This window comes from Acidovorax sp. JHL-9 (assembly GCF_000426205.1).
Lineage (GTDB): Bacteria > Pseudomonadota > Gammaproteobacteria > Burkholderiales > Burkholderiaceae_C > Acidovorax > Acidovorax soli.
Genome location: NZ_AUEX01000003.1, coordinates 13,734 through 37,650, shown reverse-complemented (window position 1 = coordinate 37,650; position 23,917 = coordinate 13,734). Strand labels below are relative to the sequence as shown.

Annotated in this window: 18 protein-coding genes; 8 read left to right on the top strand and 10 right to left on the bottom strand. The window is 67.8% G+C overall.

Annotated elements, in window-relative coordinates; all coding sequences use genetic code 11:
- Nucleotides 1-101: 101 nt before the first annotated feature.
- Complete coding sequence (locus K225_RS0103075; RefSeq protein ID WP_026435039.1) at nucleotides 102-470, top strand: hypothetical protein; 369 nt, start codon at nucleotides 102-104, stop codon at nucleotides 468-470.
- A 38-nt stretch (nucleotides 471-508) separates the two neighbouring features.
- Here K225_RS0103075 and K225_RS0103070 read toward each other — a convergent pair whose 3' ends face one another.
- The gene (locus K225_RS0103070) at nucleotides 509-1,072 is read right to left on the bottom strand and encodes a C40 family peptidase (protein ID WP_026435038.1); all 564 of its coding nucleotides are present in this window, start codon (nucleotides 1,070-1,072) and stop codon (nucleotides 509-511) included.
- 147 nt (nucleotides 1,073-1,219) lie between these two features.
- Here K225_RS0103070 and K225_RS0103065 point away from each other — a divergent pair, with 147 nt between their 5' ends.
- Genes K225_RS0103065 through K225_RS0103055 form a run of 3 tightly spaced genes read left to right on the top strand, consistent with a single transcriptional unit; the run spans nucleotide 1,220 to nucleotide 4,365 of the window.
- Nucleotides 1,220-2,788, top strand: a complete 1,569-nt coding sequence (locus K225_RS0103065; RefSeq protein ID WP_026435037.1) for a thymidine phosphorylase family protein — start codon at nucleotides 1,220-1,222, stop codon at nucleotides 2,786-2,788.
- A 2-nt stretch (nucleotides 2,789-2,790) separates the two neighbouring features.
- Nucleotides 2,791-3,738: a ribose-phosphate diphosphokinase gene (locus K225_RS20270; RefSeq protein WP_051248637.1), complete on the top strand. Its 948-nt coding sequence runs from the start codon at nucleotides 2,791-2,793 to the stop codon at nucleotides 3,736-3,738.
- Between the two features lie 24 nt (nucleotides 3,739-3,762).
- On the top strand, nucleotides 3,763-4,365 hold the full coding sequence (locus tag K225_RS0103055) for an isochorismatase family protein (protein ID WP_026435036.1): 603 nt from the start codon (nucleotides 3,763-3,765) through the stop codon (nucleotides 4,363-4,365).
- Between the two features lie 466 nt (nucleotides 4,366-4,831).
- Here K225_RS0103055 and chrA read toward each other — a convergent pair whose 3' ends face one another.
- Together chrA and K225_RS20265 are read right to left on the bottom strand one after the other, a co-directional pair.
- Complete coding sequence (gene chrA, locus K225_RS0103045) at nucleotides 4,832-6,226, bottom strand: chromate efflux transporter (protein ID WP_026435034.1); 1,395 nt, start codon at nucleotides 6,224-6,226, stop codon at nucleotides 4,832-4,834.
- Entirely contained in the window at nucleotides 6,223-7,200 is a 978-nt protein-coding gene (locus K225_RS20265; protein ID WP_034711676.1) for a chromate resistance protein ChrB domain-containing protein, read from the bottom strand. The genes chrA and K225_RS20265 overlap by 4 nt, the downstream gene beginning before the upstream one ends.
- Before the next feature lie 233 nt (nucleotides 7,201-7,433).
- Here K225_RS20265 and K225_RS0103035 point away from each other — a divergent pair, with 233 nt between their 5' ends.
- Nucleotides 7,434-9,338: a propionate--CoA ligase gene (locus K225_RS0103035; protein WP_026435033.1), complete on the top strand. Its 1,905-nt coding sequence runs from the start codon at nucleotides 7,434-7,436 to the stop codon at nucleotides 9,336-9,338.
- 78 nt (nucleotides 9,339-9,416) lie between these two features.
- Here K225_RS0103035 and K225_RS20260 read toward each other — a convergent pair whose 3' ends face one another.
- From K225_RS20260 to K225_RS20255, 4 genes are read right to left on the bottom strand one after another with little or no spacing between them, the layout of a single operon-like run.
- Nucleotides 9,417-12,347 (bottom strand): EAL domain-containing protein, encoded by a 2,931-nt coding sequence (locus tag K225_RS20260; RefSeq protein ID WP_051248635.1) that lies wholly within the window; start codon nucleotides 12,345-12,347, stop codon nucleotides 9,417-9,419.
- Nucleotides 12,348-12,356: 9 nt separating this feature from the next.
- Nucleotides 12,357-13,283 (bottom strand): DMT family transporter, encoded by a 927-nt coding sequence (locus K225_RS0103025; RefSeq protein ID WP_026435032.1) that lies wholly within the window; start codon nucleotides 13,281-13,283, stop codon nucleotides 12,357-12,359.
- Nucleotides 13,280-13,810 carry a methylated-DNA--[protein]-cysteine S-methyltransferase gene (locus K225_RS0103020; RefSeq protein ID WP_026435031.1) on the bottom strand — a complete coding sequence of 177 codons (531 nt, stop codon included), beginning with the start codon at nucleotides 13,808-13,810 and terminating at the stop codon, nucleotides 13,280-13,282. The genes K225_RS0103025 and K225_RS0103020 overlap by 4 nt, the downstream gene beginning before the upstream one ends.
- A gap of 58 nt (nucleotides 13,811-13,868) precedes the next feature.
- Nucleotides 13,869-15,476 carry a DNA-3-methyladenine glycosylase 2 family protein gene (locus tag K225_RS20255; RefSeq protein WP_081679586.1) on the bottom strand — a complete coding sequence of 536 codons (1,608 nt, stop codon included), beginning with the start codon at nucleotides 15,474-15,476 and terminating at the stop codon, nucleotides 13,869-13,871.
- A gap of 133 nt (nucleotides 15,477-15,609) precedes the next feature.
- On the opposite strand from K225_RS20255, the gene K225_RS0103010 reads away from it, so the two are divergent.
- From K225_RS0103010 to K225_RS0103000, 3 genes are all read left to right on the top strand, one after another.
- Nucleotides 15,610-16,998, top strand: coding sequence for a phosphomannomutase/phosphoglucomutase (locus K225_RS0103010; protein ID WP_026435030.1), 1,389 nt, complete (start codon nucleotides 15,610-15,612; stop codon nucleotides 16,996-16,998).
- A 173-nt stretch (nucleotides 16,999-17,171) separates the two neighbouring features.
- On the top strand, nucleotides 17,172-18,530 hold the full coding sequence (locus tag K225_RS0103005; protein ID WP_026435029.1) for a 3-deoxy-D-manno-octulosonic acid transferase: 1,359 nt from the start codon (nucleotides 17,172-17,174) through the stop codon (nucleotides 18,528-18,530).
- A gap of 175 nt (nucleotides 18,531-18,705) precedes the next feature.
- Nucleotides 18,706-21,396, top strand: coding sequence for a bifunctional acetate--CoA ligase family protein/GNAT family N-acetyltransferase (locus K225_RS0103000; protein ID WP_026435028.1), 2,691 nt, complete (start codon nucleotides 18,706-18,708; stop codon nucleotides 21,394-21,396).
- Between the two features lie 39 nt (nucleotides 21,397-21,435).
- Here K225_RS0103000 and K225_RS0102995 read toward each other — a convergent pair whose 3' ends face one another.
- The 3 genes from K225_RS0102995 to K225_RS0102985 form a co-directional block, all read right to left on the bottom strand.
- On the bottom strand, nucleotides 21,436-22,758 hold the full coding sequence (locus tag K225_RS0102995; protein ID WP_026435027.1) for a TolC family outer membrane protein: 1,323 nt from the start codon (nucleotides 22,756-22,758) through the stop codon (nucleotides 21,436-21,438).
- Nucleotides 22,759-22,819: 61 nt separating this feature from the next.
- Complete coding sequence (locus K225_RS0102990; protein ID WP_026435026.1) at nucleotides 22,820-23,161, bottom strand: rhodanese-like domain-containing protein; 342 nt, start codon at nucleotides 23,159-23,161, stop codon at nucleotides 22,820-22,822.
- 21 nt (nucleotides 23,162-23,182) lie between these two features.
- Nucleotides 23,183-23,896 carry a protein-L-isoaspartate O-methyltransferase gene (locus K225_RS0102985; RefSeq protein WP_026435025.1) on the bottom strand — a complete coding sequence of 238 codons (714 nt, stop codon included), beginning with the start codon at nucleotides 23,894-23,896 and terminating at the stop codon, nucleotides 23,183-23,185.
- Between the last annotated feature and the right edge of the window lie 21 nt (nucleotides 23,897-23,917).

Here is a 23,917-nt window from a genome sequence, read left to right as displayed (position 1 = left end):
GGCGCGCTCGGTACCTGCGCCTTGCCCGGGAGCCGACCTATGGTGGCGCCTGTGCCCCGCTCCTAAATTGGCCTCTTCGGATGAACTCAAAAGGAAATCGTATGAAGAACCATTCGGCATCTGGCCTGTTGGCCGTGGCAGCCTGGGTCGCAGGCACTATTTTGGCACCGGCATTTGCGCAGGCAGGCGCAGAGGCATCGCTGATACGGGGAGCCGTACCTGACACCACGGCCCAGCAGCGCTACCAGTCGGCCATCCGCGAAGCCGGTGGCGGCTTGAAGGTCAGTCTGGAAGAATGCAAGGCCATGCCCCAGGGCAAGGAACGCCAGGGCTGTGAAGCCGAGGCACGGTTGCGTTACCAGCAGGACATGGCCGACGCCCGTGCCATGCGCAGCAACCCCGACAAGGGACCCGTCAATATCACGGGTGGACCCATTCGAAGCACGGAAACGGTCACTGTGAAACCCTGACCAGGGTGAGGCCGCAGAGGCTTGCGGCGCTGCCAAGCTCAGGGCTGGTTTTTTGCTTCCGCGGTGACCCGGCGGGCCCCGTCGAAACGGCGTTGCCAGTAGGACTGGCGCATGTCTTCGACCCGCACTTCACTGCCGGAGCGGGGCGAGTGGATGAACTTGCCGTCGCCCACATAGATACCCACATGGCTGAAGGCGCGGCGCATGGTGTTGAAGAACACCAGATCGCCGGGCTGCAGTTCCTTTTTGTCGATCACCAGGGTGCTGGCAGCTTGCTCATCGGCCCTGCGGGGCAGGATCTTGCCCACGGTTTTCTCATAGACGGCGATCACGAAGCCGCTGCAGTCAAAGCCGGTTGCCGCAGTGGTGCCACCGCGGCGGTAGGGTACGCCAATGAATCCCATGGCGTTGCTGAGCAGATCTGCGGTGCGGTCGGCGACCCCATGGGCTTTGTCTGCCACGGAATGGCGCACGTCATCGAGCTGGGTCAGCAGGCCTTTATCGGCCAGAAAACGCTCGATATCTTCGGGGGATGCCGCTGCAGGGGCAGCTTGGGCGGCAGAGGCAAAGGTGAGGAGTAAGGCGATGAACCAACGGGACATGGGTGCGGAGGGTAACACGCTTTTCTTACAGGCCCGGAATCAGGTGTTCTGCGCAAGTTGTTGATTTGAATCGTTTTCCCGTTTCGGTGGCGGCATTTACGGTGTAGGCTGCTGCCCATGCACATCGAGACCAGCGAACCCCGGGACATGCCTGCTGCGCCCGTTTCCACCCAGATTCCGTCCCAACTCGCCCTGCGCCGCGTGGCCATCGACACCTGGCACGAAAACGTTGCCTACCTGCACCGCGATTGCGCGATGTACCGGGCTGAGGGCTTTCAGGCGCTGTCCAAGATCGAGGTGCGCGCCAATGGCCGCCACATCCTGGCCACCGTGAACGTGGTGGACGACACCACCATCGTGGGCTGCCATGAGCTGGGTCTGTCAGAAGACGCCTTTGCCCAGTTGGATGTGGAAAACGGCCACACCGTGTCGGTCACGCAGGCCGAACCGCCCGAGTCCATGGGGGCGCTGTTTCGCAAGATCTCTGGCGAGCGCCTGACGCGGGCGGATTACGCGGCCATCGTGCGCGACATTGCGGGCCACCACTATTCCAAGATCGAGCTGACGGCCTTTGTCGTGGCCTGCCACCGCGATGAGCTCGACCGCGAAGAAGTGTTCTTCCTGACCGACGCCATGGTGGCCAGCGGCCGGCGGCTCGACTGGCATGAGCCGCTGGTGGTGGACAAGCACTGCATTGGCGGCATCCCCGGCAACCGCACGACCATGCTGGTGGTGCCCATCGTGGCGGCCCATGGCATGTTGTGCCCCAAGACATCGTCGCGCGCCATCACCTCGCCGGCCGGCACGGCCGACACCATGGAGGTGCTGGCCAAGGTGGAGCTGCCGTCCGAGCAGCTGGCCGATATCGTGCGCGACTACCGCGGCTGCCTGGCCTGGGGCGGTACGGCCAATCTTTCGCCGGCCGATGATGTGCTGATTTCGGTGGAGCGCCCGCTGTCCATCGATTCGGCCGGTCAGATGGTGGCCTCCATCCTGTCCAAGAAGGTGGCCGCCGGCGCCACCCACCTGGTGCTCGATATTCCCATCGGCCCCACGGCCAAGGTGCGCTCCATGCCCGAGGCCCAGCGCTTGCGCCGCCTGTTTGAATATGTGGCGCGGCGCATGGGCCTGTCGCTGGACGTTGTCATCACCGACGGCCGCCAGCCCGTGGGCAACGGCATCGGCCCGGTGCTGGAGGCACGCGACGTCATGCGGGTGCTGCAAAACGACCCCGATGCACCCAACGACCTGCGGCAGAAATCCTTGCGGCTGGCGGGCCGCCTGATCGAATGCGACCCCGACGTGCGCGGCGGCGACGGCTACGCCATTGCGCGCGACATTCTCGATTCGGGTCGGGCCTTGCGGCGCATGGAAGAGATCATCGCTGCGCAGGGCAGCAAGGGCTTCGATCACCTGCACCCGCAGCTGGGGCCGCTGACCTTCGAGGTCTGCGCCCCCGCCAGCGGCACCGTGGTGGGTATCGACAACTTCCAGATCGCCCGTGTGGCGCGGCTGGCAGGCGCGCCCAAGGTGCAGGGCGCGGGCGTGGACCTGGTGCACAAGCTGGGCGCCACGGTGGCGCAGGGCGATGTGCTGTACCGCGTGCACGCCGGCTACCCCGCCGACCTGGAGTTTGCCCGGCAGGCCAGTGTCCGGGACATTGGCTACCGGCTGGGCGCTGCCGACGCCGTGCCCCAGGTATTTGTGGAGTTCTGACCATGCTGGCTGACCCATTGCAGGCCTGCCTGCTGCATTTTGATGATGAAACCGATGCCGCCGGGCGACTGGCCCAGGCTGCGCAATTGCCCGTGAAGATGATCGAGCGCCACCGCTTCCCCGATGGCGAGCTCAAATTGCGGCTGCCGGTGGACGGGGCGGGGCGCCTGCCCCCCCAGGTGGTGCTGCTGCGCAGCCTGCACGATCCCAACGAGAAACTGGTCGAGCTGCTGCTGGCGGCCCGCACCGCACGCGCCCTGGGCGCCCGGCATGTCACGCTGGTGGCACCCTACCTGGCCTACATGCGGCAGGACATTGCCTTCGCGCCGGGCGAAGTGGTCAGCCAGCAGGTGGTGGGCGGGTTTCTGGCCGGGCTGGTGGATGCCGTCATCACGGTCGATCCGCACCTGCACCGGGTGGCGACGCTGCAGGAGGCGATGGCCGTGCCCGATGCCATCGCGCTCAGCGGGGCCGAGCCGCTGTCCGACCTGATCGCCCAGCGGCGCCCGCACGCCTTGCTGGTCGGGCCCGATGGCGAGTCGGCCCAGTGGATAGCCCAGGCCGCCGCGCGCCATGGCTTTGACCACGCGGTCTGCACCAAGGTGCGCCACGGCGACCGGGAGGTCACGATCGAGCTGCCACCCATCGCCGCCGCAGGGCGCGCCGTGGTGCTGCTCGACGACATGGCCAGCACCGGCCGCACCCTGGCACTGGCCACCCGGCTGCTGCGGGCGGCGGGGGCGGCGTCGGTGGACGTGGCCGTCACCCATGCCCTGTTTGCCGGCGATGCCCTGCAGGCCCTGCACGACGCCGGTGCTGGCGAGGTCTGGAGCACCGATTGCATTCCCCATGCCAGCAACGCCGTGGCCATGGCCGAACCCCTGGCGCAGGCGCTTCGGTCGCTGCTGCAGCGCCGAGGCGGGCTGCGACAATCAGCGCCTTTGCCGTGAACTGGCCCGTTTCTGAAGGACACCATGCTGCTCGACGCCTCTGAATCCCAACTCGTTCTGGTGGACTACCAGGAACGCTTGATGCCCGCCATCCACGAGGGCCCCGCCGTGCTGGCCAATGCGCTGCGCCTGGCACAGGTGGCCCGGCTCATGGAGGTGCCCGTGTGGGGCACCGAGCAAAACCCCTCGCGCCTGGGCGCCAACGATGCCGCGCTGCGCGCCCTGTGCCAGAAGACCCTGGCCAAGATGCACTTCAGCGCCGCCGAGGAAGGCCTGGGCGAATGGCTGCGCCCACCGGCCAAGCCCCAGGGTGGCAATGCGCGCAGCCTTCCCAAGCACCTGCAGAAACCGGCCCAGCAGGCGCCCGAGCGCAGCACCATCGTCATTGCCGGCTGCGAAGCCCATGTCTGCCTGTTGCAGACCGCGCTGAACCTGATCGACGACGAGTTCGAGGTGTGGGTGGTGACCGACGCCTGCGGCTCGCGCACCGAACGCAACCGCGACGCCGCCTTTGACCGCCTGGCCGGTGCAGGGGCCGAGCTGGTGACCACCGAGATGGTGGCGTTTGAATGGCTGGGCAGCTGCGAGCACCCGGCGTTCAAGGATGTGCTGGGGCTGATCAAGTAGCCTGTTTTTAAGGATTTTTTGGCCGTTTGCGCATGTCCATCATGCGCCAGCAACTATCAAAATAGTAGTGATTGGGGCACGGCCCTCCCTGCCCCCAGCCCAGCGCGCTGGCCGCGCTTGCAGACGGGCGTTTGCTCAGGCGGCGGCCAGGGACAGCACCGGGTGGCCCGCAGCAACCCAGCCTTCCAGTACCCGTGCAGAAAACGTGCCGGGATGCCCGCTGCCCGCAGCCGCAAGGCGGCGGCCCGGCTGACCTCGTGGCCGTGGACGCAATACACCACCACGTTGTCGCTGGGTGACAAGGTGTCGACGGCCGCAGGGTCGCGCCAGCAGGCGTGGGGCAGGGTGGTGGTGGTGGCTGCGCAGCAGCTTTTTAGGACAGGCCGGGCAGCGTGGCCGGGTCAAAAGTAAGGGCTTGGGCGCGTGCTTGCTTGGGGAGGCTCCCGGGAGGTGGATGGCAAGGGGCTCAGGCAAGCCAGGGTTGGAGGAAAGTCACGGCCAGCCCCATGGCCGCGCACAGGCCCAGCAAGGGCATTACGCCCAGCTTGAAGCAGAACAGCGCCCCCAGCGCGCCGATGGCGATCACGGCGGACACGGCATCGAAGGCGCCGCCAAAGCCCTGGGGCCACAGCAGGTGATAAGCAAAAAACAGCGCCAGGTTCAGGATCACGCCCACCACGGCGGCGGTGATGGCCGACAGCGGTGCGGTGAAGCCCAGCTTGCCATGCGTGGCCTCCACCAGCGGGCCGCCGGCCAGGATGAAGATGAACGAGGGCAGGAAGGTGACGAAGGTCACCACAGTGGCAGCAGCTGCAGCGCCCGCAAACAGCGCGTCCGGCCCCCACACCTGCTGCAGCCAGCCGCCCACGAAGCCGACGAAAGCCACCACCATGATCAGCGGGCCGGGCGTGGTCTCGCCCAGCGCCAGGCCGTCGATCATCTGTGGGCCGCTGAGCCAGTGGTAGTGCTCGACAGCGCCCTGGTACACGTAGGGCAGCACGGCGTAGGCGCCGCCAAAGGTGACCAGCGCCGCCTTGGTGAAGAACCAGCCCATCTGTGTGAGCGTGCCCTGCCAGCACTGCGTGGCCACCAGCACGGCCATGGCCGCCAGCCACAGCGCCAGCCCCGCTGCCAGCACCCGGGCCAGGTGGCGGCGGGAGAAACTGGCGTGCGCGGGCGGCGGGGTGTCGTCATCGATCAGCGCCGGGCCATAGCCTTTGTGCCCGTTGCCGTGGCCGCCCCCCAGGGCAAACACGGCGGGCCAGCGCCGGGCGCCGAAGTGGCCAATCAGCCCAGCCGCCAGCACGATGGCCGGGAAGGGCGTGTCAAGCGCGAAGATGGCCACGAAGGACGCGGCGGCGATGCCCCACATCCAGCCGTTCTTCAGCGCCCGCGTGCCGATGCGGTGCGCCGCGTGCAGCACCAGCGCCGTCACCGCGGGCTTGATGCCGTAGAAGATCCCTGCCACCACGGGCACATCGCCAAAGCGCAGGTACACCCATGACAGCCCTATCAGAATGAACAGCGAGGGCAGCACGAACAGCGCCCCCGCCACGATGCCGCCCCAGGAGCGGTGCAGCAACCAGCCGATGTAGGTGGCCAGCTGCTGCGCCTCGGGGCCGGGCAGCAGCATGCAGTAGTTGAGGGCGTGCAGAAAGCGCTTTTCGCTGATCCAGCGACGGCGCTCCACCAGCTCGGCATGCATGATGGCAATCTGCCCTGCGGGTCCGCCAAAGCTGATGAAGCCGAGCTTGAGCCAGAACAGGAAGGCCTCGCCAAAGCCCACGGGGGCTGGGCGCTCCAGCGCGGGGGGCGCGTCGGCAGAGGGCGGCGGGTGGGCAGCAGAAGTGTTGGTGGTCATGGGGCGGCGCCAGGTGCGTTAGAAGAGGACGAGGGAGAGAACGCCGAGGATTGCGGCACGGCATACAGAGCGTCGAACACCTGCGCGGCGGCCTGGGTGAGGGCGTCGTCGCCGGCATGCACCTCGCGCAGGCCGGCCAGCACGGCCTCCAGCCCGGCCGCCTCGGGCACGGGCATGCCGCCCACGTCCAGGTAGTGCACGGCGCGCGCCAGCCGCTGCAGGCGCGGGTCGGCGTCCAGCCCGAAGCTCGCCATCAGCACCTCGAAGGTCACCAGGGCGCCCACATGGGTGAACCGGGCGCTGTCATAGTCAAAGCCCAGCACCTCGGCGGGTGCCAGCAACGGATCTGACAGCCACACAAACGTCGCACCGTGATCGATGAAGCGGCGGATCAGCCACGCGCAGGCCAGGCGGTCCACCCAGGGCCGGGCGCGCGTGGCCCAGCGCTGGTTCTGGAACGCGGAGGGCTGCAGACGCGGGATGCCATGGGCGGGCAGGGCGGCCGGCTCACCGCGCGAGAAGCAGGCATCCAGGGCCTGCCGCAGGCCGGCCAGGTCGGCATCGGCCTGGGCGGCGGCGGCGCCAGGGTAGTAGTCGGTGCGGTGCAGGGCCTGCAGTGCGTCGGCCACGCCGCGCAGGCGGCGGCGCGCTTCGGCTTCGGTGAGTTGCGGCAGCTCGGCCTGCAGGGCGGTGGCTGTGTCGCGCCACTGGGTAAAGGCTTCGGTGCGGTCGAAAAGTGCTTCAATCTCCTGGCGCTGTGCGTTGTCGTTGGCGGTCAGGGTCAGCAACATGGCCGTGCCGCCATGCTGCCGCACCTCGGCCGCAACTGGGGCCAGCAGGCCCGCATGTGCTTCGGGCAGCAGGTAGGCACCATCGCGCAGGGCAGCGCACCCCAATGACTTGAGATGGCGCCAGATGCGCAGCCGCACGGCGTTGGGCTGCGTGGGCAGCGTCATGATGAGGGTGGACCACATGATAAGAAGTATATGTTCATATATTTGAAATAAGTATTTCTATTTTCAATGACTACCTGTTGAACCCTCCTGGCGTGGGATGCACCCCTCTGCATGGAACGGCCTGACTGCATACGCCGTGGGGACGGGTAGCTGCCACGGTGTGTCAGCTTGGAGCAAGCTCGTCATGAATAATTATGAATTCAGAATCTGCCCGTCCGCAGGGCGAGAGAGATGCCGAGGAGACACCCACGATGACCGCTCACAGCACCTACGCCGACTTTTATCGCCAGTCCATCGACCAACGCGACACCTTCTGGGCCGAGCAGGCCCGGCTGATTGATTGGCAGACGCCACCCCGGCAGGTCTGCGACTACAGCAACCCGCCGTTTGCAAAGTGGTTTGTCGGTGGCACCACCAACCTGTGCCACAACGCGATCGACCGCCACCTCAAGGACCGCGCCAGCCAGCCGGCGCTGGTGGCCATTTCCACCGAAACCGATACCGAGCGCAGCTACAGCTTTGCCGAACTGCATGCCGAAGTGCAGCGCATGGCCGCCGTGCTGCAGAGCCTGGGGGTGAAGAAGGGCGACCGCGTGCTCATCTACATGCCCATGATTGCCGAGGCCGCCTTTGCCATGCTGGCCTGCGTGCGCATCGGCGCACTGCATTCGGTGGTGTTTGGCGGTTTTGCCTCGGGTTCGCTGGCTTCGCGCATCGAGGATGCCGAACCCGTGGCCATCGTCAGCGCCGATGCCGGCTCGCGCGGTGGCAAGGGAGTGCCTTACAAGCCGCTGCTGGATGAAGCGATCGCACTGTCCAAGCACAAGCCTGCCGCCGTGCTCATGGTGGACCGGGGCCTGGCACCCATGGCCATGCGCGCCGGCCGCGACCACGACTGGGCGGCGCTGCGCGCGCAGCACCTGAACGCCACCGTGCCCTGCGAGTGGGTGGAATCCACCCACCCCAGCTACACGCTCTACACCAGCGGTACCACCGGCAAACCCAAGGGCGTGCAGCGCGACACCGGCGGTTACACCGTGGCGCTGGCGGCGAGCATGAAGCACATCTTCGATGCCCAGGCCGGCCAGACCTACTTTGCCACCAGCGACATCGGCTGGGTGGTGGGGCACAGCTACATCATCTACGGCCCGCTGATCGCCGGCATGACCACCATCATGTACGAGGGCCTGCCCACCCGGCCCGACGCAGGCGTGTGGTGGAGCATTGTTGAAAAGTACAAGGTCACGCACATGTTCTCGGCTCCCACGGCGGTGCGCGTTCTGAAAAAGCACGACGCCTCGTGGCTCCAGAAATACGATGTCTCCACCCTCAAGGCCCTGTGGCTGGCCGGCGAACCGCTGGACGAGCCCACGGCCCAGTGGATCAGCGACGCGCTCTCGGTGCCCATCATCGACAACTACTGGCAGACCGAGACCGGCTGGCCCATCCTCACGCTGGCCAACGGCGTGGAGCAGCAGACCACCCGCTTTGGCAGCCCCGGCAAGGCCATGTATGGCTACAACGTCAAGCTGATCGATGAATCCAACGGCGAAGAACTGACCGGGGCGAACCAGAAGGGCGTGGTGGCCATCGAAGGCCCGCTGCCGCCCGGTTGCATGCAGACCGTGTGGCGCGACGATGAGCGCTTCGTCAACACCTACTGGAAGAGCATTCCCGGCCGCCTGATCTACAGCACATTTGACTGGGGTATCCGCGATGCCGATGGCTACCACTTCATCCTGGGCCGCACCGACGACGTGATCAACGTGGCCGGTCACCGCCTGGGCACACGCGAGATCGAGGAATCCATTTCATCGCACCCCAACATCGCCGAAGTGGCCGTGGTGGGCGTGGCCGACAGCCTCAAGGGCCAGGTGGCCATGGCCTTTGCCGTGCCGCGCGATGCTTCGGGTCTGGTGGACGACGCCGCGCGCCTGAAGCTCGAAGGCGAGGTGATGAAGCAGGTGGACAGCCAGCTCGGGGCCGTGGCCCGCCCCGCGCGCGTGTACTTCGTGACGGTGCTGCCCAAGACGCGCAGCGGCAAGCTGCTGCGCCGCGCCCTGCAGGCCGTGGCCGAGCGCCGCGACCCGGGCGACCTGACCACCATGGACGACCCGGCAGCGCTGCAGCAGGTGAAAGACCTGGTGGACTCCTGAGCGTTGTGCCCGATGGGGTGCAGAAGCTATCAAAAACAATAGCTGTAAGCGCTTTATTATCAAGAGCTGCAGCCGTTTTTATATCAAATAATCCTCCGCGTTCTGACGCTGCCACTCGGCGGGTGGTTGCCAGCGGCTGGCCCATTCGATGAAGGCATCGATGGGCATGGGGTGCGCAATGCAGTTGCCCTGGGCATGGGCACAGCCGAGCTGCAGCAGCAGCTGGCCCTGGGTTTTGGTTTCCACGCCCTCGGCGACCACCTGGTAGCCAAACGACTGGGCCAGGCCGATCACCCCCTGCACGATGGCCCGGTCCCCCCGATCGGCCATCATGCCCCGCACGAAGCTCTGGTCGATCTTCAGCGTGTCCATGGGCAGGCGGCGCAGGTAGGTGAGCGATGAATAGCCGGTGCCGAAGTCATCGAGCGAGATGGCCACGCCCAGCGCACGCAGTTCGGCCAGCGTCGCGGCGACGGCGGGCAGGTCGTACAGCGCCGCGCTTTCGGTGATTTCCAGCTCCACCAGCCTGGGCGCCACCCGGGGATGTCGGGCCAGGCACTGCACCATCCAGGCGGAAAAACCGGGGTGCTGCAGTTGCTGGGCCGAGATGTTGATGCTCACGGGTATGGCCAGGCCCGCATCCAGCAGGCGTTCCAGTTGCGCCAGTGCCGCTTCCACCACCCACTCACCAAAGTCGATTTCCAGCGGGGTGCCGTCCAGCAGTGGCAAAAAGGCGCCGGGAGGCAACAGGCCGCGTTCGGGGTGCTGCCAGCGTGCCAGCACCTCGGCCCCCACCACCTGGCCCGTCTGCATGAGCACCTTGGGCTGCAGAAACAGCACGAATTGCGCCTGTGCCAGCGCCTCGCGCAGACGCAGGCCCTGTTCGCGCTGCTCACGCCGGGCGCGCTCCTGGGCCGCGTCGAACTGGTGAAACCGGTTGCGCCCCGCCTGCTTGGCGGCGTACATGGCCTGGTCCGCATGGCGCAGCAGGGTGTCGGCGTCCGCATCGTCCGAGGGGAACATGGTGTAGCCGATGCTGGCCGTCACGGCCACCCGTTCGGTATCGAGCGTGTAGGGCGAGGAAATGCTGTCCATCAGGCGTTGCAGCAAGCGTTCGCCATCGGTGTGCGAGGCCAGGCCCGGCAGGAGGATCGCGAATTCGTCACCACCCAGCCGGGCCACGCAATCTTGCGGGCGCAGCGCACGCGCGAGCCGGCCCGCCACCTCCACCAGCAATCGGTCGCCCGCGCCGTGGCCCAGGCGGTCGTTGACGGGTTTGAAGCCATCCAGGTCCAGGTAGGCCACCCCCAGCCGGGTGCCGCGCGCCCGGGCCTGGGCCATGCAGTCCTGCAGCCGGTGGGCCAGCAGAACGCGGTTGGGCAGGCCCGTCAGGGTGTCGTAATGGGCCAGCCTCTGCAGCAGCGCCTCGCGTTCGCGCACCTGCTCTTCGCTGCGCTTGCGATCGGTGATGTCCTGCAGCGCAAACAGCCAGCAAGCCTGGCCATCGAACTCCGTGGCCAGCATCGATTGCAGTGCCGTGTGTTCCTCACCGGTGCGCGTGCGCATCCTGACCTCGAAGGCGTTGATCTGGCCGGTCTGCCGGATCGCCTCCATCATGCGGGCGCGTTCCTGCACCTGGAAAATACCCAGTTTGACGGCCGAGCTGCCCACCGCCTGCGCACGTGTGAAGCCCAGCAACTGCTCCCATGCGGGGTTCACTTCCACATAGGCGCCATCGCTTTGGCGCGTCATGCCCATGGGGTAGGGCATGAGATGGAAGATGCGCGAGAACCGGTCTTCGGACTGGCGCAGCTGTTGTTCGGAGCGCTTGGCCGCATCGATGTCCTGCACCACACCGCGCATGCCGATGACCTTGCCGTCCAGCAGCACCGGCTCGCCGATGGCGCGCACCCAGGCCTGGCGGCCATCGGCGCGGATGATCTTGTACACCAGGCTCCATGCGGCCTGGTGCACGAAGCAGTCGCGTATTTTGCTGCGCAGGGTCTCCTGCCAGGCGGGCGCCACGAACTGCTGGATATAGTCCTTCGGCGGCGGGGTGCCGGGGGACAGGCCGTGGATTTCGCAGCAGATTTCCGACCAATACCCCTTGCCCTTGCCGCGCGTGTTCTCCCAGGCGCCCAGGCGCGCCATGCGGCTGGCCTGCTGCAGCAGGTCGTTGAGCGCCCGCAGATCGTCGCTGGCGCGCTGCGCCTGCGTCATGTCGTGAAAGACAAACAGCAGGCAGTTTTCCCCGTCCACCACGATGGGCCGGGCCGACATCAGGCCTGGCACACGCACACCCTGGCGCTGCGCCACCATGGGCAGGCGATCCACCTTGCCTTCGCGCTGGTAGGTTTCCAGCATGCGCGCGCGCTCCTGGCTCGACGCCCAGATGTTGAGCTCGGCAGACGTGCGCCCCACCACTGCGCTGCGCTCTGCCCCGAGCAGTTCGCAAAACGCCGGATTCACGTCGAGATAGCGCCCGTCCGATATCCGCGAGATGCCTGCGGGGTCGGGCAAGGTCTGGTAGATGGTGGTGTATTTGGCCTCCGATGCGCGCAGTGCGTCTTCGACATCGCGCTGGGCCGTGACGTCCACGGCCATGCCCTGCAGGGTGAGAGGGTGGCCGGCTGCATCGCGTTCACCCACCAGGCCCCGCGAGATGACCCAGCGCCAACGGCACGCCGTGTCGAGCACACGGAACTCGGCTTCGTAGGTGTCCAGTTGCCCGCGCATGGCGCGCTCTATCGTGCCGGCAAGGCGCGTGGCATCGTCGGGGTGCCACCGGGCGTGCCAGCGGTCCCAGGCATCGTCGGTGTCGATGGCATCCATGCCGAAGGCGGCATAGAAGCGGCCATGGCATGCCAGCTTCTGGCGCCGGATGTCCCATTCCCAGTGCCCGCCGCCCAGGGCATCCAACGCCAGGCCCATCTGCTGTTCGCGCTGGCGCAGGTGCTGGTTGGCCTGCTGCACGGTCAGGCTGTCCTGGGGGGCTGGCGCAAGATCCATGCGCCGAGTTTAGGTCCGTTTCGCAGCCTGCGCGGGAGCGCGTGCGGCCCTGATCAGGCCGGTGGACAACATGGTTCCGCACACGATGACCAGCCCGCAGCCGAGCATCCAGGGCGTGATGTCCTCGTGCAGGAACACCGCGCCGTACACCAGGGCAAACACCGGCGCCAGGAACGTCACGGCCAGCGCACGGCTGGGGCCGGCGTGGGCAATCAGGCGAAAGTAGAGGATGTAGGCAATGCCCGTGCAGAGGATGGCGATGGCCACGATGGCCGCCCAGGCGCGCAGCCCCGGCATGGTGGCGGGCCAGAACCACAGCATGGGCACGAACAGCCCCAGCGCTGCGCCGAGCTGGCTGCCCGTGGCTGCAGCCAGCGGCGGCACCCCCGCCAGGTAACGCCGGGCAAAGCTGGCGGCCACGGCATAGCAGGTGGTGGCCCCCAGGCAGGCGGCAATGGCCCAGGGTGCGGCAGCCGATTGGATGCCCGCGCCCCCCGGTGCACGCCAGGCCAGCAGCGCCACGCCAACGAAACCGATGCCCAGGCCCAGCCAGCGCAGACGGTTGATGCGGTCGCCCAGCCAGGCCCACGCGACCAGGGCGCCAAACAGCGGCACCGTGGCGTTGAGAATGGAGGCCAGCCCCGTGGTGATGTGCAGCACCGCCCAGGAATACAGGGCGAACGGGATGGCTGAATTCACCACGCCCGACAGCAGCACCGGCTTCCAGTGCCGGCGCAGCTGCGGCCACTGGCCCTGGTATAGCAGCATGGGCCACAGGAACACCGTGGCCAGCAGCACGCGCAGCCCGGCGGTGGGCAGCGGCCCGAATTCGGAGGCTCCCAGCCGCATGAACAGAAACGATGCCCCCCACAGGGCCGCCAGCAGCAGGAACTCGCCCAGCCAGGCCGCCACGGGTTGGGTGGCTGGCGCGCTCATGCCAGCGCCTGCGCCGGACGCAGCGCAGCGCCCTCCAGCTGCAGCAGCGCGCTCTTGCGATCCAGGCCGCCGGCGTAGCCCGTGAGGGCGCCATCCTTGCCCAGCACCCGGTGGCAGGGCACCACCACGCTGACCGGGTTGCGCCCCACAGCGGCCCCTACGGCGCGCACGGCGGCCGGGCGGCCCAGCTGCTGGCTGAGCGCGCCGTAGCTGGTGGTGTGGCCGCAACCGATGGACAGCAGCGCCCGCCACACGTCCCGCTGGAACGGCGTGCCGCCCGCCAGGTCGAGCGGCAGCTCGAAGCGGGTGCGCTCACCACGCAGGTATTGCTGCAGTTGGTTGACGGCCGCCACCAGCACCGGGTGCTGTGGGTCTTGCGGCCAGGCATGGGGCCCGTCGAGTTGCGGCGGCAGATGGCGCTGGCCATCAAACCACAGGCCGGCCAGGCCCAGGGGCGAGGCGGCCAGCCGCACGGTGCCCAGGCGGGTGGCGGTGCGGGTCTGCACGGTAGAGGGATGAAATTGCATGGGCATGGTATTTTAGGATGAAACCATCTTGAAATGCTGATGAAACAATCTCCATTAGCTACTCATTTAATAGCGTTTGCGCTGCCATTGCATGGCCGGCACGGGCGCTGCCACCCGCCGCCCAGGCACGCACCACGGCGTAGCTGCGCCAGGGTTGCCAGACCCGCGAGGCTTGGGCGGCCGCGCGGGCCGGCTGGGGTTGGGCCTGCAGGCCCATGGCCTTTTGCAGGGCCACGTCGCCGGCCGGAAACGCATCGGGCCAGCGCAGCACGCGCATGGCGATGTACTGCGCCGTCCAGTCGCCTATGCCGGGCAGGGCGCACAGCGCCGCCGTGGTGGTGGCCACATCCACACCGCCCTGCAGCCGCAGCTGGCCCGCATCCACCGCCCGTGCCAACGCCACGATGGCGGCCTGGCGCTGGCGCACGATGCCCAGCTGCCCCAGCGCCTCGCCGGGTGCCTGCGCCAGCACCGCAGGGGCAGGAAACAGCCGGGTGAGTTCGGGCCAGGGCGTGGCGATGGGTTCGCCAAAGCGCTCCACCAGCCGCTGCCCGAGCGTGCGCGCGGCTGCCACGGTGATCTGCTGGCCCAGCACGGCGCGCACGGCCAGCTCGAAGCCATCGAAGGCGCCCGGGACGCGCAAGCCATCGCCCTCGGGGAAAAAGGGGTGGAGCACGGCGTTGATGGCCGCCGGGTCGGCGTTCAGGTCGAGCATGGCACGCACACGGCGTATCACCTGCGGCAGCACGGGGTACAGGCTGTCGCTGGTCTGCACCAGCACCTGGTGGCGGGCGGGGTCGAAGCGGGCGTCCAGCCAGCCGCAATGCACTTGCAGCCCGCTAGCGTCCTGGCTTGGCAGGCGCACCGTGCGGCGCAGCACCGGGGTGGCGGCGTCGCCCGCCCATTCCACGCCGTGGAACTGGCGGCGGGCAAAAAAATCCAGCAGGGCCGGCACATCCAGCGGCGGCCGGTAGGCCAGCCGCAGCGTGGCCACAGCCACGTCTGTGGACTCGCCCGCGGGCCGGACGCCGCCACGGCGCAACTGGGTCGGGTTCAGGCCATAGTGCCCGGCAAAGGCGGCATTGAAACGGCGCACGCTGGCAAAGCCGCTGGCCAGGGCCACCTGGCTGACGGGCATGGGCGTGTCGGTCAGCAGCTGCTTGGCCGTCAGCAGCCGCCGCGTCTGCAGGTATTGCAGCGGCGACACCCCCAGGACGGCCTCGAAGATGCGGCGCAGGTGCCGGTCGCTCACGCCCAGGCGGGCGGCCAGCCGCGTCACCGTGGCGCCGCGCTCATCGGACCAGGCCTCGGGGGCATCGAGCAGCCGGGCGGCCTGCTGCACCAGAATGCCGCTGGCGTCCTGCACCGACCACACCAGCGCCTGCGGCGCCAGTTCGGGCCGGCAGCGCAGGCAGGGCCGAAAACCCGCACGCTCGGCCTGTGCGGCCAGCGCGAAGAAGCGGCAGTTTTCGCGCCGGGGCGTGCGCACGGCGCAGACCGGGCGGCAATAGATGCCGGTGGAGGTGACGCCGGTGAAAAACCGCCCGTCAAAGCGCGCATCCCGGGCCTGCAGGGCGCGGTAGCAGCCGTCGTCGACCGACAGGTCGATCGATGGATCGATCAGGGTGTCAGCCGGTGTGGCGAGGGGGGGTGCGGGCGAGGTCATGGGGGCCATGATAGGCCTGCTGCACCGCCGCACTGGCCGTTTTCGGACCTGTGCCTGCAATGCAAGGGCAGTGGTGAGGCCCCCCCTACAATGCAGCGAACCTTCGACCTCTCTCCCAGCGAAAGACCCTTCTGTGCAACCCACACCTGCCATCTTCAAGGCCTACGACATCCGCGGCATCGTGCCCTCCACCCTGAACGAAGAAGTGGCCCTGGGCCTGGGCCGGGCCTTTGGCACCGCGGCCCGCGCCGAAGGCCAGACCACGGTGGCCGTAGGGCGCGATGGCCGGCTGTCCGGCCCGGCCATCAGCGGCGCCCTGGTGCAGGGCCTGATCGAAGCCGGCATCGAGGTGATCGACGTGGGCCTGGTCACCACGCCACTGCTGTATTTCGCGGCCAGCACGCTGTGTGCCAGCGGCATCCAGGTCACGGGCAGCCACAACCCGCGCGACTACAACGGCTTCAAGATGGTGCTCAACGGCCGCGCCATCTATGGCGACGAAATCCAGGCTCTGCGCCGCACCATGGAGGCCGAGAGCTGGCAGCTGCTGCCCGGCGGCAGCGTGCGCCCTGTGGATGTGCTGCCCGCCTACCGCCAACGCATCGTGGACGACGTGAAGCTGGCCCGCCCCCTGAAGATCGTGGTTGATTGCGGCAACGGCATTGCCGGCGCCTCGGCCCCGGCCATCTTCCGCGCGCTGGGCTGCGAGGTGACCGAGCTGTTTTCCGAGGTGGACGGCAACTTCCCGAACCACCACCCCGACCCCAGCAAGCCCGAAAACCTGCGCGACCTGATTGCCGCCCTGCAGGCCGGCGACGCCGAACTGGGCCTGGCCTTCGACGGCGACGGCGACCGGCTGGGCATCGTCACACGCGATGGCAGCAACATCTTCCCCGACCGCCAGATGATGCTGTTCGCGCAGGATGTGCTCAGCCGCGTGCCGGGCGCGCCCATCCTGTTCGATGTGAAATGCACCCAGCGCCTGGCGCCGGCCATTGCCGCCGCAGGCGGCCAGCCGGTGATGTTCAAGACCGGGCATTCGCTCATCAAGGCGCGCATGAAGGAGCTCAGCTCGCCCCTGGGCGGCGAGATGAGCGGCCATATCTTCTTCAAGGAGCGCTGGTTCGGCTTTGACGACGGCACCTACGCCGGCTGCCGCCTGCTCGAGATCCTGTCGCGCAGCGCCGACCCGGGTGCCGTGCTCAACGGCCTGCCCACCAGCTTCAGCACGCCCGAGCTCAATGTCGCCTGTGCAGAAGGCGAGCCGCACCGCCTGACGGCCGAGCTGCAGGCACTGGCCACCGAAAGTTTCACGGCCCCGGCGCAGATCAACACCATCGACGGCCTGCGGGTGGACTGGCCCGACGGCTTTGGCCTGATCCGCGCCAGCAACACCACGCCCGTACTGGTGCTGCGCTTCGAAGGCCACACGCCCGAGGCGCTGGCACGCATCGAGGCGGCCATGCTGGCCTTGCTGCACCGTGTGAAGCCCGATGCCCAGGTGGGCAGCGCGGCGCATTGAAGTGAAACACCCCCCTGAGTCGCTTCGCGCCTTCCCCCCGCTCTCGCAGCGCTGCGCGCTGCGGGCAGGGGGATGCAGCCCTTGCTGCGGGGCGGCCCTTGCGCGGCTGCCCGCGCATGGGCCGCGCCCGTTTCACAGGATGCGGGTGGCCTGCGGCATCCTGGATCGCTGAAATGTCCCTTGCCCGCACCCTCTATTCCGCCCTGACCTGGGCCGCCCAGCCGCTGCTGCGGCGCAAGCTGCGGCACCGCGCCGTCGCCGAGCCCGGCTACGGCCACGCGGTGGACGAGCGCTTTGGCCGTTATGCGCGCCCTATCGACAGCCTGATTCCCCAAAGCAGCACCGACCCGCTCGGCCGCTTTGTGTGGATCCACGCCGTGTCGCTGGGGGAGACGCGGGCCGCGGCCATCTTGCTGGCCGAGTTGCGCCGGCAGCTGCCCGGCATGCGCCTGCTGCTCACCCACGGCACCGCCACGGGCCGGGCCGAGGGCGAGAAACTGCTGCAGCCGGGCGATGTGCAGGTGTGGCAGCCCTGGGACACGCCGGGCGCGGTGCGCCGCTTCCTGCGCCAGTTCCGGCCGGCCATCGGCATCCTCATGGAAACCGAGGTCTGGCCCAATCTGGTGGCGGGCTGCCGGCAGCGTGGCATACCGCTGGTGCTGGCCAATGCCCGCTTCAATGAAAAATCCCTGCGCAAGTCGCTGCGGCTGGCGGCGCTGGCCCGCCCGGCCTATGGCGGCTTGGCGGCCGTCTGGGCCCAGACCGGTGCCGATGCCGAGCGCCTGCAATCCATCGGCGCGCCGGTGCGAGGCGTGTTTGGCAACCTCAAGTTCGACGTGGTGCCCGATGCCGGGCAACGGGCCAGGGGGCGTGCATGGCGCGCGGACAGCACCCGGCCCGTGGTCATGCTGGCCAGCAGCCGCGACGGTGAAGAATCGATGTGGCTGGCTGCCTTGAAGCAAAAAATGGCCCCAGCGCCTCATTCGCATCTGCGGGAAGCTATCCATAGTGAAGCAAACCCGACGGATCAACCGGTGCAATGGCTGGTGGTCCCGCGCCACCCCCAGCGCTTTGCCGAAGTGCAGCAGCTGCTGTGCAATGCCGGCCTGACCGTATCGCGCCGTAGCCAGTGGGCAGACGGCCCCGGGCCCGCCGATGTCTGGCTGGGCGACTCGCTGGGTGAAATGGTGCTGTATTACAGCCTGGCCGATGTGGCCTTGCTCGGCGGCAGCTTTGCGCCGCTGGGCGGGCAGAACCTGATCGAGGCCATTGCCTGCGGCTGCCCCGTGGTGCTGGGGCCACACACCTTCAACTTTGCCGAGGCAGCCACGCTGGCCTGTGAACAGGGCGTGGCGCACCGCGTGGCGGATATCGGGCAGGGGGTGGCGCTGGCCTGTGGCCTGGCCACCGACGCCTCCCGGCTGGCCGTCGCCCGCGACCTGGCCCAGGAATTCATGCAGCAGCATCGCGGTGCAGCGCGGCTGACCGCCGCCGCCATATCGGCCTTGCTGGGCCTTGCTGCGGCGCCATGAAACGGCGCGCAGCGGGAGCGCAAAATGCCGGGCCAGCACCTGTGTTTCAGGCCCGTGCCTGCCGGAAATGTCACCTCGTGTACTCGGCTTTATGCCGACACGCCCGCAGCTGTGCCACAGTTCCCACCACCGCTGGCTGATCATTGATGGGCGGCCCGACGCCGCTGCAAGACCCATGGACAAACACTACCTGACGCCGCTTTTTGCACCTGCTTCCATTGCCGTACTGGCGGGCAAGGCCGACGAACCTGAAAACCTCACCTCGTATGCGCAAGCGCTGCATCCGGCCCTGCGCGCACAGCGCTTTGCCGGCAGCCTGCAGTTTGTCGATACCCACACCAGCGGCACGCTGGCCGACCTGGCGCAAAGAAAGGCCGATCTGGCCATCATCGCACTACCGCCCGCCGAGGTGCCGGCTGCGCTGGAAGTGGCGGGACGCATCGGCTGCCGCGCGGCGCTGGTGCTGTCGAGCGGCATGGACGCAGACCAGGCCAGCCACCTCAAGAAGATCGCGCGCCACGAGAACCTGTACCTGCTGGGACCCAACTCGCTCGGGTTCCAGCGGCCGCACCTGCAGCTCAATGCCAGCGCGGCCGGTCCGCTGGCGCGCGATGGCTCGCTGGCGCTGGTGTGCCAGTCGGGCGCGCTCACGGCGTCGATCCTGGACTGGGCCCGCAACAACGCCGTGGGGTTCTCCACCGTGGTGTCGCTGGGGCCGAACACCGACGTGGACATTGCCCAGGTGCTCGACTTTCTGGCCCACGATGCGCGCACGCAGAGCATCGTCGTCTACATGGAAGGCATCTCCAACGCCCGCCGTTTCATGAGCGCACTGCGCTCGGCCGCCAATGCCAAGCCGGTGGTGGTGCTCAAGGCCGGGCGCAAGCCGGCGGGCAACGAGGCCGCCCAGACGCACAGCGGCACCATCGTGGGCAGCGACGATGTGTTCGACGCCGCCTTGCGCCGCGCCGGCGCGGTGCGCGTGCGCTCGTTCGTCGAGCTGTTCTCGGCGGCCAAGTGCCTGGCTTCGCGCTACCGGCCGGTGGGCAAGCGCCTGGCCATCGTCACCAACGGCGGCGGGCCCGGTGTGCTGGCGGCCGACTGGGTCAATGAGATCCTGCTGAGCCTGGGCAAGCTGTCGCCCGAATCGGCGCGTGCGCTGGCGCCCAGGTTGCCACCCCTGGCGTCGCTGTCGGATCTGATCGACCTGTCGGAAGACGCCGGCGCCGAGCACTATCGCCTGGCCATCGAAGCGGCCTGCAAAGACCGGCAGGTGGATGGTGTGCTGGCCATCCATTCTCCCAAGGCTGGCTCGGACGCCTGTGCGGTGGCCACCGCGCTGGCCGAGGTCAAGCGCAGCATGGTCAAGCCGCTGCTGGCCTGCTGGATGGGCGACACCTCGGTGGTGCCGGCGCGCGCCATCTTGCTGGAGGCCGCCATCCCTAGCTTTCGCACGCCCGAGGCCGCCGTGGGGGCGTTTGGCAACATCGCCTCGTTCTACCAGAACCAGCAACTGCTGCAGCAGACGCCGCCGCCGCTGTCCACGCTGGCCAAGCCGGACATCGAGGGCGCGCGCCTGGTCATCGAAAGCGTGCTGGCCGAGCGGCGCAAGGTGCTGACCGAGATGGAGTCCAAGACGCTGCTGGCAGCGTTCCATATCCCGGTCACCAAGACCATCCTGGCGCGCAGTGCGCACGAGGCCATGATGATCGCCACGCAGATGGGCTTTCCGGTGGCGCTGAAAATCGACTCGCCCGACATCAGCCACAAATCCGACGTGGGCGGCGTGGCCCTCAACATCCACAGCGGCACCGCGGCCCGCGATGCCTACACCGACATGGTGCAGCGCGTGGCACACCTGCAGCCGCAGGCGCGCATCAACGGGGTGACGGTGCAGAACATGGCGGGCGCCCGGCGCGGACGCGAGATCTGCATCGGCCTTGTCACCGACGACCCGTTTGGCCCGGTGATCACGTTTGGTGCGGGCGGCACCATGATCGAACTGATCGACGACCGCGCCATGGAGCTGCCCCCGCTCAACCAGTTCCTGGCACGCCGGCTGATCGAGCGTTCGCGTGTGGCCGAAACGCTGGGTGAGTGGCGCGGTGCCAGCGCGGTGGACCATGACGCGCTGGAGCAGGTGCTGCTGCGCGTATCGGAAATGGTGTGTGCCTTGCCCCAGCTGCGCGAGATGGACATCAACCCGCTCATCGTGGACGCGCAGGGCGTCGTGGCGGTGGATGCGCGCATTGCCATCGACCACGCGGCCAACACCTCGGGTGGGCGGGCCGACAGCTTCAGCCACCTGGCCATCCTGCCGTATCCCGCACGCTACGAACAGCTGTGGCCGATGCGCGGAGGCGGTGAATACCTGGTGCGCCCCATCCATCCCGACGATGCGCAGATGCTGCAGCAACTGGTGCAGAACCTGTCGCCCGAAAGCCGGTATTTCCGTTTCATCTCGTCGATGGTGGAACTGCCGGCCTCGATGCTGGCACGCTTCACCCTGATCGACTACGACCGCGAAATGGCGCTGGTGGCCGTATTCCGCGAACGCACGGTGGGCGACGACGGCGACAGCACCGAAACCGAACGCATCGTGGGGGTGTCGCGCTACGTCACCAATCCCGACCAGTCGAGCTGCGAATTTGCCCTGGTGGTGGCCGACGACTTCAATGGCAAGGGCCTGGGTTCGCGCCTGATGCTGAGCATCATGGATGTGGCGCGCGACAAGGGCCTGGCCGAGATGGAAGGCCTGGTGCTGGCCAACAACCCCGGCATGCTCAAACTCATGCGCAGCCTGGGCTTTGTGGTCAAGCCCTATTCAGACGACGCGGATTTCAGGTTGGTCACCCACATCTTGTAGGCACTCGCCCCTTGTTTTCAGGCAGGGGCGGTGTGGAGGCTACGGCTGCTGCAGCAAGCGGTTGATGGCGGCCACGTCGTCTTCCGACAGCGTGCCGGCCGCCTGGCGCAGCTTGAGGGTACCCAGCAGCACGTTGTAGCGCGCCTGCGCCAGGTCGCGCTTGGTCTGGTAGAGCTGGCTTTGGGCATTGAGCACATCGATGTTGATGCGCACGCCCACCTGGTAGCCGAGCTTGTTGGCGTCGAGCGCGCTCTGGCTGGAGGCTTCGGCCGCTTCCAGGGCCTGCACCTGGCCCTGGCCGGACTGCACGCCAAAGAAGGCGGCGCGGGTGGCCTGCGCCACGTTGCGGCGCGCGGTTTCGAGGTCGGCAGCGGCCTTTTCTTCGAGGGCCAGCGTTTCCTTGATGCGGTTCTGCACGGCAAAACCGGCAAATAGCGGCAGGTTCAGGGCCACGCCCACGCTGGCATTGTTGGTGCGGCCGTTGATTCCCGGCATGGTGACCGTGCCGTTGGGATTGCGCACGATGTTGTAACCGGCCTGCAGGTCCACCGTGGGCAGATGCCCGGTGCCGGCCTTGCGGGTTTCCAGGCGTGCGATGTCCAGGGCGATCTGGGCCTGGCGTACGGCCGGCTGCTGCTCCTGCGCCGTCTGCACCCATTGCGCCACGTTGTCGGGCTGCACGGTGGGCAGCGGCACCGGCTGGACCAGGGGCAGGGGCTGGGTGCCGGTCACGCCCACCAGCTGGTCGAGTGCCAGCTTTTTCACACGCAGGTCGTTCGCGGCGGCAATTTCCTGGGCGATGACCAGATCGTAGCGGGCCTGGGCCTCGCGCGAGTCGGTCACGGTGGAGGTGCCCACCTCGAAATTGCGCTTGGCGGAAGCCAGCTGCTCGGAAACGGCCGCTTTTTGCGCCTGCACGAAAGTGAGCGTGTCCTGGGCCGCGAGCACATCAAAGTAAGCCTGGCTGACGCGCACCAGCAGGTCCTGGGTGGCGGCGTCCAGCTGGGCTTGCGCCACATCGACGCCGCGCTGGCCCTGCTGGAAGGCGATGCGGTTGGCCGGGCGGAACAAAGGCTGCGAGGCACTCACCCCCACGTTCTGCGAGCTGCCGTTGAAGTCCACCTTGGGACGGGTGATTTCGGTGCTGGCGCGGGACACGCCGGCAGACAGGCCGGCACTGGGCAGCAGGCCGGCACGGGCCTGTTCGGCGCGGCTGGAGGCCGCATCCAGCTGGAGCTTGGCCGCCTGCCACACGGTGTCGTAGCCGCGCGCTGCGTCCACCAGTTGCACAAGGCTCTGGGCCTGCGCCGGCGTGCAAAGGGCGGTGGCGAGGGCCAGGGGAAGTAGCCGAAGCAGGTTCATGGAGGTCCTTCAGGTCGTTCTGGGCGCAAGAGGTGGCGTGAACCAGGTGGGCCGGCGCATTTCAGTACCGCGGCACGGTGGTGTCGTGTTCGCAGGACCACGCATCGATGCCGCCCGTGATGTTGGCCAGCGTTCCAAAACCCTGCTGCGCCAGGAAAGCCGCCACGCGCAGGCTGCGGGCGCCGTGGTGGCACAGGCACGCCAGGGGGCGGGCAGGGTCCAGCTCGGCCAGCCGGCCAGGCAGCTGCCCCATGGGAATCGCCACCAGTTCAAACCCGTCCGTGCGCACGCTGGCGGTTTGCAATTCCCAGGGCTCGCGCACGTCCAGCACCAGCGGCTGGCCTTCGGCGGCAACCTGCGCAAACCAGGCGGACAGCTGCGCGGGGCGTACATGGTCGATCATCCAGAACTCCTCGCCGCCCAATCAGAAGGAAAAATCCGAAGGTTCGGCAAAGCCCACCAGGCGCGGCGCGACGGTGTCCCAGGGCTGGGTGGTGTCGAAACGCTCGCCCGTGCGGCGCACCAGCGTGAAGCGCATGACGGGTTCCTGGCCCACGATGGCGGCCAGGCGGCCACCTTCGCGCAGCATCGACAGCAGGTTCTGCGGAATGCTGGCCACGGAGCCACTGAGCACGATCACGTCGAACGGGCCTTCGGGCACGGCATCGCGGGAGCCGTCCGACACGCGCACATGGGCGTTGGCGATGCCGGCGCGCTGAAGATTGTCTTGCGCCATCTCGGCCAGCGCGGGCTCGATTTCGAGCGAGACCACGCTCTCGGCACGCTGGGCCAGCAACGCGGCCATGTAGCCCGAACCGGCGCCGATTTCCAGCACGCGGTCGGTGGGCAAGATCTTCAGGTCTTGCAGCGTGCGTGCTTCCAGGCGCGGTTGCAGCATGCTGTGGCCCAGGCGAACGGCTTCCTTGGCGTCGCTGCCCAGCAAGGGGATTTCGATGTCCATGAAGGCCATGCTGCGGCAGGCCGGGGGCACGAAGTCTTCGCGGCGCACCACCGACAGCAGCTCCAGCACGTCGGCATCGAGCACGTTCCAGGGGCGGATCTGCTGCTCGATCATGTTGTAGCGGGCCTGTTCAACGGGATCGCTGATGTTGGCAGACGTGTTCAGAGGCATGTTCATGGAATCTCTCCAGGGGAAGAC